Origin of the sequence: Clostridioides sp. ZZV14-6387, assembly GCF_020657835.1 — a bacterium.
Taxonomy (GTDB): Bacteria; Bacillota; Clostridia; order Peptostreptococcales; family Peptostreptococcaceae; genus Clostridioides; species Clostridioides difficile_A.
This window is the reverse complement of the sequence record NZ_JAGWCW010000002.1, coordinates 216,359-230,772: the sequence shown is the minus strand read 5'-3', so window position 1 is coordinate 230,772 and position 14,414 is coordinate 216,359. Positions and strand designations below refer to the sequence as shown.

Here is a 14,414-nt window from a genome sequence, read left to right as displayed (position 1 = left end):
TTATTAAATATTGAATTTAATAATAAAAAGAAGATTGGAGTTTTAAAGTGAATAAAAAAAAGATAGTTATTATGGGCATTATTTATTCTTTTTTAGTGGTATTTTCACTTACAAATATGTATGTAAATACGGAATATAATCTCAATATATTTGAATATATTAAAAAATCACTACCATTTACAAAAGAAGAAAAAGAATGGTTGGAGGAACATGATAATTTGGTGTATAGTTCTGACCAAAGTTCTCCTCCTTTGAGGTATGAAGGTAAAGAAGATGGGCAGTATAAAGGAATCATTGTCGACTTAATGAATTCTTTGTCAATTCAAATTGGTAAAGACTTTTATTTTAAACCAAATACTTGGTGGAAAGAATCTTTCATAAATTCGGTAGATAATAGTATAAAATTCTTCGATTTAATTCCATCAGAAGAAAGAGCAAACAAATTTATATTTACAGACCCAATATATACTTTAAGTGCAAATATACTAAAAAATGAGAAATCTCAAGACATAAGTAGTTATATGGATTTAAAGGGAAAGACAATTGCGATACCAGAAGGTGACTATTCTATAAACTTTTTAAAACAAAAAGTTAAAAACATAAATATAGTATTAACTCCAGATATAAAGACTGGGGTTAATCATCTAATATCAGGGAGAGTAGATGCAGTTGTGGGTGATGAACCAGTATTACGATATTATATAAGTAATTATGGACTTTCAGATAAATATGATGTTTTAACTAATCCTATTTATACTAAAAAAGCTGTTCTTGCTGTACCTAAACAATATGAAGAATTGGTCAGTATTCTAAATAAAGGGATTTTCAAACTTCAAAAAAATGGAGTATATAAAGACTTAAAGAAAAAGTGGTATTTTGCATATAATGATGTTGATGATATATTGTATGAAAGAGGAATTGTGCCAAGTATTTATCTTTTTATAGGTATAATTTTAATATCAATTTATATTTTTTATAGCTATACATATTTGTTAAAGATAGAAATAAAAAGAAAAACAAAAGAAGTACTAGAAAATAAAAAGACTTTAGAAGCTACATTTAATAGTATTACAGATATAATAATGCTTATAGATGAAAATTACAAAATAGTAGAATCGAACAAAGTTCTATCTGATTTTGTGAATGAAATAAGTTACAAAAGAGAAGATTTAATTAACCTTATGAAGGGAATTATTGAAAAAACATTTTCTGAAAGCACCCATAAAACAAATGAAATTGAATTACATAATAAGATTTTAAAGATAAGTACTTTTCCTGTAGAATATAAAAAAAATAATATTGAGTATATAGTGGTTCTAATTAAGGATATAACGAAGGATAAGATAGTAGAGGCAAAGTTACTTAGGGAGAACAAGATGATATCTATAGGTCAACTAGCTTCTGGTGTAGCACATGAGATAAGAAATCCTCTAGGGATAATAAGAAACAATTGTTATCTTTTAAAAGATGATGTTACAATGGAAGAAGTAAATGACTGTGTAAAATCTATAGAAAGTAATGTAGATAGAGCAAGCAACATAATAACAAACCTGTTAAATTTCGCAAGAATATCGGATGATAATTTAGAAAATATAAATATAAGAAATTTTATTGAAAACATAGTGAAGCTTCAATATAAAATCTTGCAGTTAAAGAATGTTGAAATAAAAATAGAGTGTAATAAGAATTTAGTATGTTATATAAATGGAGAATCACTAAAACATGTATTTATAAATTTAATTTCTAATTCGGTAGATGCAATACATGAAGGTGGGCAAATTGTTATAGACTGTTATGTAGAAAACAATTATTTGTTTATAGATTTTAAAGATAATGGTGAAGGAATAAAAGAAAATGCTTTGAAGGATATATTTAATCCTTTCTATACTACAAAACCAATAGGTGAAGGGACTGGTTTAGGCTTATACATTACTTATAATGAAATTAAAAAGAATAATGGAGATATAAGTGTAAAAAGTAAATTAGGTATTGGAACTTGTTTTCATATAAAGATTCCACTAAATAAAGAGGTGACTATATAATGAAAATACTAGTAGTTGATGATGAGCTAGAGTATGGAACGGTAATGAAAAAAATTCTACAAAAGAATGGTTATATTGTAGATATAGCACTAAATGGGGAAGAAGCTATAAGTATCATTAAAAAAGATAAGAATTATGACTTGGTTTTATCTGATGTTATGATGAAAAATATGGATGGGGTACAGCTATTAGACAGAATTAAATCTATTAATAAGAGTATAGAAGTTATATTAGTTACAGGATATGGAAGTATTGAAAATGCAGTTGATGCTATGAAAAGAGGTGCGCTATCTTATTTTATAAAGAGCAATCCTATTGAAAATTTATTAGAAGAAATTGAAAAGGTAAAAGCAGTGAAAGCATCAATTTCTACACAAAAGAATAATTTAGAGTTTACTTTAGAATCCAAAAATAGGAATTTCAATGATGTCATAAAAATTGCAGAAAAAGCTGCTTGTAAAGATGTTAATATATTAATTTTGGGAGAATCTGGTGTGGGGAAGGATATACTAGCCAGGTACATACATAGTATAAGTCCAAGAAGGAACGAGATATTTGTACCTGTAAATTGTTGTGCTTTTTCAGAAAATTTATTGGAGTCTGAGTTGTTTGGTCATGAAAAAGGTTCTTTTACAGGAGCTGTGGATAGTAGAAAAGGTAGGTTTGAGCTTTCAAATAAAGGAACTTTATTTTTAGATGAAATAGGAGATATACCTTTAAATGTTCAAGTAAAATTACTGAGAACACTTGAAGATAAATCTATAGAGAGAATAGGAAGTAATAAATCAATTAAAGTTGATTTTAGGTTAATTTGTGCAATGAATAAGGAACCAAAAGTAGAAATATCAAACGGAAATATAAGAGAAGATTTTTTTTATAGAATAAGTACAATCACAATAACTATACCACCATTAAGAAGTAGAAGAGAAGATTTAAATACACTTATAGAATTTTTCTTAAATAAGTATCAAAATGAACATGATAAAAAGGTATATTCAATTGATAAGGAAGTAATGGATTTTTTATTAAATTACAATTATCCTGGAAATATAAGAGAATTAAAAAATATAATAAATAGGCTTGTAGTCTTAAGTGAAGAAGGTAATTTATCAAAAGATAATTTAAATTTAATATCAAATAATGTGTATATAGATGAAAAAATAAGTATTAGACCTCTAAGAGAAATAAGAAAAGAATTTGAATGTGAGTATATTGAAAAGGTTTTATCTTTATGTGGAAATAATGTGTCAAACACAGCTAAAAAATTAGAAATTAGTAGAAGGCAATTAACTAATAAAATATCAGAATATAATATTAAGTGAGAAAAAAACTTCTCATTAAATGAGAAAAAAACTTCTCAAACTCTATTAAAAGATAAGTAGAAAAAACATACTTATCTTTTTTTATTATAATTTTAAAATTTAAGATTTACAATAATTATTGTTAAATTCAATACTTATAAAACTTAGAAATGAAAATCTCTATAACATTAATAAATATAATACACATCTTAAATAATTGGCATAGAAAATGCTTTATATATGAATAAACGTAATAATAAATACTTTTAATTGCGATTAAATATATTAAGGGGGATTTTCATATGAAGCTAGAGCTAGGGAATATATTTATAAAAAATGTTGAATTTGGAGAAAAGACGGAAGTAAAAAATGGAGTATTATATGTGAATAGTAAAGAAATAGAAAAAATAGCCTTGGAAGATGAAAGAATTGTAAATGTAAATGTTGAACTTGCAAGACCTGGTGAGTCAGTAAGAATAGCTCCAGTTAAAGATGTAATAGAACCTAGAGTTAAAATTGGAGATGACAGTAAAATATTTCCTGGAATTATAAACAAAGTAAAGACTGTAGGAAGTGGAAGAACACATGTACTTTTAGGAGCTTGTGTTGTAACTTGTGGAAATATAGTTGGATTTCAAGAAGGTGTAATTGATATGAGTGGCCCTACTGCTAAATATACACCTTTTTCAAAAACAAATAATATATGTATTGTTATAAAAGCAAAAGATGGTATAGGTACTCATGACTATGAGGAAGCAGCTAGAATTGTTGGATTGAAAATAGGTGCATATATAGGTGAAGCAGGAAGAGAAGTTGAGCCAGATGAAATAATTGTATATGAGACAAAACCATTATTAAAACAAGTAAAAGAATATCCAGACCTACCAACAGTAGCATATGTTCATATGTTACAATCACAAGGACTTTTACATGATACTTATTATTATGGAGTAGATGCTAAACAAATAGTTCCTACTTTTATGTATCCAACTGAAATAATGGATGGAGCTATAATCTCTGGAAACTGTGTAGCACCATGTGATAAGGTCACTACATTCCATCATTTAAATAATCCAGTTATACATGACTTATATAAAAGACATGGAAAAGATTTAAACTTTGTAGGTGTTATTTTGACTAATGAAAACGTATTCTTGGTTGATAAAGAGAGAAGTTCTGATATGGTGGCAAAATTAATAGAGTTTTTGGGTGTTGATGGAGTACTAGTTACAGAAGAAGGTTATGGAAATCCAGATACTGACTTAATGATGAATTGTAAAAAGTGTAGTGAAGTTGGAGCAAGTGTAGTTTTGATAACAGATGAATTTCCTGGGAAGGATGGAAAGAGTCAATCTATAGCAGATGCTACTAAAGAAGCAGATGCAGTTGTTTCTTGTGGTCAAGGGAACTTAGTGGTTCATTTTCCAGCAATGGAGAAAATTATAGGAACTTTGGAATATGTTGAAATGATGATTGGTGGGTATAAAGGGTGTTTAAATGATGATGGAAGCATGGATGCAGAACTACAAATAATAATAGCTTCAACTATAGCAAATGGTTATAATCATCTGACAGCAAGATATTATTAAATAAATGGTTGAATATAGAGTTTTGTTAGAGTAAGTAATCATTGTTCTAATTAATGTATAACTATAAAGTGTTTTGGAGGGTTAAGATATGAGTAAAATCAGAGTGGTTCATTATATAAATAATTTCTTTGCTGGTATAGGAGGAGAAGAAAAAGCAGACATTCCACCAGAGAAAAGAGAGGGAGCAGTAGGACCTGGAATGGCATTTCAAAGTCAATTTAATGATGATGCAGAAATAATTTCAACTGTAATTTGTGGAGATACGTATTTTGGAGAGAATATTGAAAGTACAACTCAAGAACTTTTAAAAATGATAAAAGACGAAAAACCTGATTTATTTATTGCAGGGCCTGCGTTTAATGCAGGTAGATATGGAGTAGCTTGTGGAGCTATTTGTAAAGCAGTTGAAGATGAGCTAAATATTCCTGCAATTACAGGAATGTATAAAGAAAATCCTGGAGTAGACATGTTTAAGTTAGATTTACACATAATATCTACTGGAAATTCAGCAGCTAGTCTTAGAAAAGTAGTTCCAATAATGACAAAGCTAGGTCTTAAACTGGTTAGAGGAGAAGAAATAGGTCCTCCTGAAGAAGAAGGATATATAATGAGAGGAATAAGAAAAAATTTCTTCCATGAATTTAGAGGTTCTGAAAGAGCAATTGATATGTTGGTTAAAAAGATGCAGGGAGAAAACTTTGAAACTGAGTATCCAATGCCTGAGTTTGATAGAGTCACACCTATGAAGCCTATTAAGGATTTATCTAAAATAAAACTTGCACTAGTAACTTCTGGAGGGATAGTTCCAATTGATAATCCAGATAAAATTGAGTCTTCAAGTGCTACTAAGTATGGAATTTATGATTTAACAGATATGGATTCTATGTCAAATAAAGATTTTACAACTATACATGGAGGTTATGATAGAGCATATGTACTTGAAAATCCAAATTTAGTTGTTCCACTAGATGTAGTTAGGGAACTTGAAAAAGAAGGTATAATTGGAGAATTGGCAAATTATTTTGTTACTACTACAGGAACAGGAACAAGTGTTGGAAATTCCAAAAGGTTTGGGGAAGAGTTTTCAAAGAAACTTTTAGAAGATAATGTGGATGCTGTAATTTTAACATCTACATGAGGTACTTGTACTCGTTGTGGAGCAACGATGGTAAAAGAGATAGAAAGAGCTGGTATAGCAGTTGTTCATATTTGTACTGTAGTACCAATATCACTTACAATAGGAGCTAATAGGATTGTTCCAGCAGTGGGAATACCATACCCACTTGGAAATCCTAATCTAGGAGAAGAAGAAAGTAAAAAGATTAGAAAGAAGATAGTTTTAAAAGCTTTAAATGCCTTAAAAGAGGATATAGAAACTCAAACCGTATTTGAATAATAAAAATAATATAACACTTTAATTAAAATTGATATCATAAAATAGTTTTTTTAAATTATTTTATGATATCTTTTTTTATTATGCAAATTTAAATATAGTAAGAATTATTTATATATGTATAAATTAGGCTTATAAAATGATAAATTAATTTGACTTAATCTTGATACATAAATTTAAATTAGATATACTATGAAAAGTGAGGTTATTACATTTTGGAACATATATTCAACATGTTAGAACAGTTTAATTGAATAGAAAAAATTAACTTTATATAATAATTAGAATAATAACAAGAAAGAAGGTGTATATATTGATTTCAATTGCCATTTGTGATGATGAATCATACATGTTAAATCATATAAAAGAAAATGTACAATTATATATGAAGCAAAATAATCTACTGTGTAATATAGAACTTTTTGATAAAGCAGAAGATTTACTATACAATCACGAAAAGTTTAGCATTATCTTTTTAGATATACAAATGAAAGAGATTAATGGAATGCAGACAGCTAGAAAATTAAGAGCATATGGTAATGATTGCTTTATAGTTTTTGTTACAGTTTTAAATGAATTTGTATATGATGCTTTTGAAGTAGATGCTATAAATTATCTGATAAAACCATTATCTAATGAGAAACTATATAAAACCTTGGATAGGATAGTTATAAAACTTGAGAATAATGAAAATAATTATATCACAATACAAAGAGGTTATTCATATTGGCGATTGAAAATTGTAGATATTTTATATTGTGAAGTCATAAAAAGAAAGATTTACGTTCACTTAAAAAAAGAGACTATAGATTATTATGGAACCATTGATAATTTAGAGAGAAGTTTGCCAACAAACTTTTTTAGATGTCACCGTAGCTATATAATCAATTTGCAATCTGTATATGGGTATGAAAATGGTAATGCAGTTATGGAAAATGGAGACAAGATACCAGTTTCTAGACTACGCCAACAAATATTTTCAGAAGCTATGCTTGAATTTATGAAAAATAGGAGGAGATAGTATGATTAATTTATTTTCTTCTGATTTATTTTTAAAGTATAGTTTTTTATTTTCTTTTATCATATATAGACTTTTGATGGTAATATTGCAATACTATTTTCTAATTAGTTTTACAAATACTAATTCAAAACATTGGAGTTTTATTTTGTATTCGCTAGTTTCATTTCTGTTAATCATCATAGGTACATATTTTAATTTAAATAATTTATTTTCTTCACAGATTCTATTTCTTCTTATGACTTTTTTATTTGTGAATTATATCATAAAAAAATCTACAGTTTTATCTATAGTATCATCTCTATTAGTATATATAATTGAACAGTTAGTATATGGATTTATAGCTCCATTAAATTATCTTATATTTCTTAGTAATGCAAATACAAATATTTATAAATTTTATATAAATGTTGGGATATCATCTTCAATTACTATTATAATAGCTGGATTTATATATTGCTATAGTGCTAAAAAATTTAATATTGAAGTTGTAAAATTTGATAAGTATTTAGTAATTTTAATAACTCCATTGTTATTTATAATATTATTTATGAGAGCATTTAAAAGTAGTTCATATATAAATATAGATACAAAACTTCAGACTGCAAAATTGTTGTTAAATACATCTTTGACTGAAGCAATACAAGCATTTCTTTTTTCTATAATTGGAACTATATGTGTATTTTTTTCTCTATTTACCTTTAAGAAACTTATGCAATCTTTAGAAGCAGATAAAGAGAAGGAAATTATGAATCAACTAATTTATGCTCAAAAAAGCTATATTGAAGAAGCTAAGTCACGGTTATCACAAACTATATCATTTAGACATGATTTTAAGAATCATTTAGCTATTGTCAATGGATTATTGAAAAAAGGACAAATTTCAAAAGCACAAGATTATTTAAATAAACTTGAAAAAGTGACAAGTGACCTGTCTTTTTCTTGCCATACACAAAATGTTGTCATTGATGCTCTTTTTAATAATAAATTGAGTGTAGCAAAGCAATTAGGAATACAGGTGGATTGTGAAGTAATCATACCACAAGACACTAATATGAAGGATTTTGATCTATGTATAGTATTTGCAAATGCTATTGATAATGCAATTAAAGCCTGTAGGCTTGTAGATAAACAAAATAGGTATTTAAAGCTTTCTAGCAAGCTAGAAGGTGGATTTTTTTTGATAGAAATAAAGAATAGTTATAACCCAATAAATAATTATACAAGTGGCTCAGGTATAGGAATTTCAAATATAAAAGAAATTGCAAAGAAATATCAAGGAGCTATAAGTATAGATAATACATCGGATTATTTTCAAATAAGTATAATGTTAGTTATTTCATTACAACATATTGATATTTGAGAACAATTCAGTTGAAAATAAACTTTGTAAGCAATACTATGTATTTAAATAAAAAAGTTTAACATATAGAGAAAATAGGAGGTTGCTAAAATGAAAATAGGAAATATAAGTGGTCAAGCACCAATTACAAATAGTTCAGATAATTGTCAGACTGAGATACAAAGTTTAGAACAAAAGAAAAAAGTATTGCAAGATGAAATAGAGAAATTAAAAAGTAATAAGAGTATTGACAGTGAAACAGCCAAGTTAAAAATAGAAAGCTTAAAAAAAGAAATAGAAGAGATTGAAAATAAAATTCAAGAGCTAAAAGGAAATAAAGCACAAGAAGCAAATGGAGAACAAAATAATATTTCAGAAGTAAACAAGAACCTATTAGAGAAAGGAAAAGAACCTTTTACTAATGAAAATATAAAAACATTGTATGATGTTTTTGAGAGAAGTGATGAAGAAGAGCAATGGGATAATACATATAGTCTTGTTCAAGATGATAAAGATTTAAAAGTGAAATTTAATAGACAAATATAGTTTATTTATAAAAATAGTTTTTATTTTGTACTATTAAGGAATAGTATCCATAGATATATTTATTTGCAATTAACATACCTATGGATATTTATATGTGGTTTTATAAGAGTATTATTTATGAGTTTGTATTAATAATTTTTATACTGATGTAGTATCAATTTAAGGTTATCTATACACATAAAAAAAGAGATTTTAAAATCTCTTTTTTATTCTTATATATTAATTATTTTTTAAATTTATATTCTTTGCATCGGATTTTCTAATAGCCAAATCAAATCCTCTAAATCTAATCACTATAGGGTCATTAAGAGGAGCTATCTTTTTAACTTCAACCTCAGTGCCATCTATTAATCCTAAAGCTAGAAGTCTTTTCATAAGTTTTTCATTCCCAGCTATATTGTCTATAACTCCCTTTTGTCCAAGTTTTAAATTGTAAACAGTCATTATTAACACCTCCTAATGAAAATCATTATCAAATTCTATATTTATAATATATAACAAAAATAGCAAATTGTCAATATATAACAAAAAAATAAACATACTAACTTAGTATGTTTATGAAAAATAATATACAAGGGATACTGATAACATCTAGCAAAAATCCACTTACTAGTGGAACTACCAAAAATGCTTTTGGAGAATCACCATATTTTTGTGTCAAAGAGCTCATATTTGCTAAAGCATTTGGAGTAGCCCCTATTCCATGTCCAATTAAACCACTTATTATGATGGCAGAATCAAAGTCTTTTCCAAGAATTCTAAAGCAGATAAATACTGAAAATAGGATTATAAAAATCACTTGGAAAGTTACTATTAGAAGAATAGGAGGTAATAATGTAGATAATTCAAATAAATCTATATTCATAAGTGATAAAGTCAAAAAAATTCCTAATGAAAGTTCTTTTAGAAAATTAATAAGTTTAAAATTTAATTTCAGTATATTTATTTTATCATTTAAATTTCTAAAAATAACGGCTGAGAACATACAAGTTACGACAGAAGGTAAAAGAATATTAAACATTATATAAAATATTCTACTTATGATTTCTCCTGTATTTATGCAAATAAATATGATAAGTACCTGTTCTAAAAATATAGTTGGTGTTATTGTTTGAGAGAAGTCATTATTTCTTATTCTATTTGTCTTTCTATTGTAATTAGAATTTAATAAATCTATATCTGTTGAGGGTTTTAGTTTATATTTGTTTATTAAAAATCTAGCTACAGGACAGCCTAATATACCACCTATAATAAGTCCTATTGTTGCAGCAGATAGGCCAACTCCAACTGCTCCATTTACACCAAGATTTTCTATTGTAAGTCCAAATGCAGCAGAATAACCATGACCGCCTTCCATAGATACATTACCACACATAAGTCCTAAAAGAGGTTCAAGTTTTATAATCTTTGATATTGTAATAGCTAGGATATTTTGACAAAATGCAAGTACTCCACACAAAATCCAATATCTAAATAATACACTACCACCTTTTTTTATAAGGTTTATGCTTATTTCAAGTCCTATTGTTGTAAAAAAGAAGGTTATAAAATTTGGCATTAAATTTCCACTTACAGATATATCTGCTAAATTAAAGTATTTAAGAAATAAGTTTAAAAAACAAAATAACAGACCTCCTATTACTGGAGCAGGTATACAGAAATTATTTAAAAAGTTAATTCTATTCTTTAATAAATTACCAATTAAAAAAAATAACATAGATAGTGTTAAGGTTTGTACCATATCAAAAGTTAAGGTAATCAAAATAAGTCCTCCTTTGTAATTTAAAATATTAATTGTATAATTTAAATTCTCATGTACTAGAATTTTATTATCAAATGTATATTAATAAATGTATATTAATAAATGTATATTAATAAAAATCAGTAGATATAATTAGATAATCATAAATTAAATTAAAATATTTTAAAGAGATATAATTTTTTTAGAATGAAAAACCTTAGTATATTGATATAATAGAAATAAGACTTAAAAATATGTTTAGAATGTTATTAGTAGGAGGATAAAATGTTTAAAAATTTACCTAAGATAGATTTACATTGCCATTTAGATGGAAGTGTTAGAGTAGAAACTATGTTTGACATAGCTATTAAAGAGAAAATAGATTTACCTTCAGATAATATTGATGAAATAAAAAAATTAGCAAAAGTTTCTTTTAATTGTACTTCACTTGATGAATATCTAGAAAAATTTGATTTGCCTTTAAAAGTAATGCAATCTAGGGAAAATTTAAAAAGAATTGCTTTTGAACTTTTGGAAGATGCAAGTAAAGAAAATGTAAAATACATTGAAATTAGATTTGCACCATTACTTCACACCCAAAAAGGTATGAGTATTAAAAGCATAATTGAAAGTATAATAGAAGGTATTAGAGAAGCTGAAAGTATTTATGATATAAAAGGAAATTTGATATTAGGTTGTATGAGAACTATGACTTCAAAAGAGGCATTATTAGTAATTGAAGAAGGAAAATCATTTGTAAATAAAGGTGTTGTTGCAGTAGATTTATGTGGGCCAGAGAAAGAAGGGTTTTGTAAGGAATATGAGGAGGCTTTTAAATTAGCAAGAGAATATGGATATAAAGTTACAGTACATGCAGGAGAAGCAGCAAGTGGAGAAAATGTTGTAGATGCGATAAATATTTTAAAAGCGGATAGAATTGGTCATGGTGTAAAAATTAACAAACATAAAAAGGCCTATAATTTAGTTAAAGATAAAAAAGTATTACTTGAATTATGTCCAACTAGTAATGTACAAACTAAAACGGTAGATTCTTATGAGACACATCCATTTTATAATTTTTATAAAGATAATTTACATGTAAGCATAAATACAGATAACAGGACTGTATCGGATATAAGCTTAAATTCAGAACTAAATGTTATATTTAGTACATTTAAATTAGGATTAGAAGATTATAAATTAATGTACAGAAATACAGTAGAAGCTAGTTTTGCAGATGAAAAAACTAAAAAGTATCTAAATAGCTTAATTTAACAGATTAAGCTATTTAAACTTTAAATCCACTTAATGAATCAACAAAAATATATTAGATTAGGAGAAAAAACGTGAAAAGTTATGAAGACATCTCTTATATTAAACTAGCTAAAAAAGAACTTGAAGAATGGAAGAAAAATATATTAAAGAAACCTTCAATATTTGATAAGGCATCAAAAGGTATACAAAATAAAGTTAATGGAGTATTGCCAGATAAATACCATGAAGTAATAACTTCTTCGATAAAGGGAATGACAAAGACTGTGTTGTTTGGGTACAAATACGCTACAAAACCACCAATAAGAAATATGACATTAGAAGAAAGAGAAAAATTAGTTTTAGAAAAAGCTAAAAATTACAAAACTACTGCAATGATTGAAGGAGCAGGAACAGGGGCTGGAGGAATTCTATTAGGCCTTTCTGATTTTCCCCTACTTCTAGGGATTAAAATAAAATTTTTATATGATGTTGCTTCAATATATGGTTATGATGTTAAGGATTATAGAGAAAGAATTTATATATTAAGTATATTACAATTGGCTTTCTCTAGCCAACATCATATAAATGAAACTTTTAAATTGATGAATAACTGGGATGAATATGTGAAGAGTTTACCAGAAGATATTAACGATTTTGATTGGAAGACATTTCAACAAGAATATAGAGATTATTTAGATTTAGCTAAATTTCTGCAACTAATGCCTGGAATAGGAGCATTTGTAGGATTTTATGTGAATGGAAAATTAATTGATAAACTACATGAAACTGCTGTATATGCTTATAGATTGAGAATTAGAGAACTTAATTTATAAGTATAACAAGAGATAAAATTGATTATACAATATATCTATATATACTTATATTTGCATTGATAAAAACGATTATGGATAAAAGGTAAAGCATGATAGAATTTAATGTAAAGGCTTGTATTTTGATGGAAAAATTTAGTTCTTACTGTTAAAAATACAAGCTAAACTATGAAGAAAAGTAATTGGGAGGAATATTTTCATGACAAATTTGCCAAAACAATTTGATAGCTTTAATGAAGCTAGACAAAAAGGATTTATAAATGCAAAGGAACTTAAAGAAAGTGGGAAAAAGATGGTTGGAGTTTTCTGTACCTTCACTCCAGTTGAAATTCCAATGGCAGCTGGTGCAACTGTAGTAGGTGTATGTGGAGTTAGTGAAGAGCCAATACCAGATGCAGAAAGAGTACTTCCAAGAAATCTTTGTCCTTTAATAAAATCAAGTTATGGGCATGCAATAACAGATACCTGTCCATATTTCTATTTTTCTGATTTATTAATAGGAGAAACTACTTGTGATGGTAAGAAAAAGATGTATGAAGAACTTGCAAAGGTTAAACCAACTTATGTAATGCATCTTCCAAATACATCAAAAGGTGAATTTGCCTATAAGCTTTGGAAGGATGAAATGATAAGATTAAAAGATGAGGTTGAGAAATCCTTAGGTGTGACTATAACAGAAGATGATATAAGAGCTGCTATAAAAGATAAAAATGAAGAAAGAGAACTTTTAAAAGAGTTTTATGCACTTGGTAAATTGCAACCATCTGCACTTACAGGGCTTGAGCTACATAATGTTTTATATCAAGCAGGCTTCAAATTTGACCGTACGGAACTTAAGCAATCTTTAAGAAAAGTCATAGATGATATGAAAGAAAGATATGAAAAAGGAGAATGTCCAGTTAAAAAAGATAAGCCAAGAATATTAATAACAGGTTCTCCTATTGGTGGAATAAGCGAAAAAATAGTTAAGACTTTAGAAGATGCAGGAGCTTCAGTTGTGGCATATGAACTTTGTGGAGCTATTAGATCAAATGATTTGTTAGTTGATGAAGAAATAGAAGATGTTTATGATGCTTTAACACAAAAGTATATAAACATAGGATGTTCTTGTATGATGAATAATGATAATCGTATTGAATTATTAGATAGAATAATAGATGAATATAATGTTGATGCTGTAATAGATGTAGTTTTACAAGCATGTCATACATTTAATATAGAAAGTTATAGAATAAGAGAATTTGTTACAAAAGAAAAAAACAAGCCATTTATGTCTCTTGAGACTGATTATTCAAAATCAGATACTGAACAATTGAGAACTAGATTTGAAGCGTTTGTAGAGATGTTGTAGGAATACA

12 protein-coding genes are annotated in these 14,414 nt (G+C 27.0%); 10 read left to right on the top strand and 2 right to left on the bottom strand.

All coding sequences use genetic code 11. The annotated features are described in order from the left end of the window. Positions 1-47 precede the first annotated feature (47 nt). From KGF38_RS02235 to KGF38_RS02205, 7 genes are all read left to right on the top strand, one after another. Positions 48-2,042: an ATP-binding protein gene (locus KGF38_RS02235; RefSeq protein WP_054270218.1), complete on the top strand. Its 1,995-nt coding sequence runs from the start codon at positions 48-50 to the stop codon at positions 2,040-2,042. Then, positions 2,042-3,364: a sigma-54-dependent transcriptional regulator gene (locus KGF38_RS02230; protein WP_054270219.1), complete on the top strand. Its 1,323-nt coding sequence runs from the start codon at positions 2,042-2,044 to the stop codon at positions 3,362-3,364. Before KGF38_RS02235 ends, KGF38_RS02230 begins: the two co-directional genes overlap by 1 nt. 281 nt (positions 3,365-3,645) lie before the next feature. Further along, positions 3,646-4,932, top strand: coding sequence for a sarcosine reductase complex component B subunit alpha (gene grdG, locus KGF38_RS02225; protein WP_054270220.1), 1,287 nt, complete (start codon positions 3,646-3,648; stop codon positions 4,930-4,932). A gap of 88 nt (positions 4,933-5,020) precedes the next feature. Further along, on the top strand, positions 5,021-6,328 hold the full coding sequence (gene grdF, locus KGF38_RS02220) for a sarcosine reductase complex component B subunit beta (protein ID WP_079739719.1): 1,308 nt from the start codon (positions 5,021-5,023) through the stop codon (positions 6,326-6,328). Between the two features lie 301 nt (positions 6,329-6,629). Beyond that, positions 6,630-7,346 carry a LytR/AlgR family response regulator transcription factor gene (locus KGF38_RS02215; protein WP_223195665.1) on the top strand — a complete coding sequence of 239 codons (717 nt, stop codon included), beginning with the start codon at positions 6,630-6,632 and terminating at the stop codon, positions 7,344-7,346. A 1-nt stretch (position 7,347) separates the two neighbouring features. After that, entirely contained in the window at positions 7,348-8,706 is a 1,359-nt protein-coding gene (locus KGF38_RS02210; RefSeq protein WP_054270224.1) for a sensor histidine kinase, read from the top strand. Positions 8,707-8,796: 90 nt separating this feature from the next. Further along, complete coding sequence (locus KGF38_RS02205; RefSeq protein ID WP_054270225.1) at positions 8,797-9,231, top strand: FlxA-like family protein; 435 nt, start codon at positions 8,797-8,799, stop codon at positions 9,229-9,231. Between the two features lie 219 nt (positions 9,232-9,450). Here KGF38_RS02205 and KGF38_RS02200 read toward each other — a convergent pair whose 3' ends face one another. Next, positions 9,451-9,675 (bottom strand): FeoA family protein, encoded by a 225-nt coding sequence (locus tag KGF38_RS02200; protein WP_021384566.1) that lies wholly within the window; start codon positions 9,673-9,675, stop codon positions 9,451-9,453. Positions 9,676-9,772: 97 nt separating this feature from the next. Beyond that, entirely contained in the window at positions 9,773-10,993 is a 1,221-nt protein-coding gene (locus KGF38_RS02195; protein WP_054270226.1) for a sodium/glutamate symporter, read from the bottom strand. A gap of 264 nt (positions 10,994-11,257) precedes the next feature. Here KGF38_RS02195 and add point away from each other — a divergent pair, with 264 nt between their 5' ends. The 3 genes from add to KGF38_RS02180 all read left to right on the top strand — a co-directional run bounded on the left by add (position 11,258) and on the right by KGF38_RS02180 (position 14,407). Beyond that, positions 11,258-12,247, top strand: a complete 990-nt coding sequence (gene add, locus KGF38_RS02190) for an adenosine deaminase (RefSeq protein ID WP_054270227.1) — start codon at positions 11,258-11,260, stop codon at positions 12,245-12,247. Positions 12,248-12,318: 71 nt separating this feature from the next. Further along, a complete protein-coding gene (locus tag KGF38_RS02185; protein ID WP_054270228.1) occupies positions 12,319-13,059 on the top strand; it encodes an EcsC family protein in 741 nt (246 codons plus the stop codon). 196 nt (positions 13,060-13,255) lie between these two features. Beyond that, entirely contained in the window at positions 13,256-14,407 is a 1,152-nt protein-coding gene (locus tag KGF38_RS02180; RefSeq protein ID WP_054270229.1) for a double-cubane-cluster-containing anaerobic reductase, read from the top strand. The last annotated feature ends 7 nt before the right edge of the window (positions 14,408-14,414 follow it).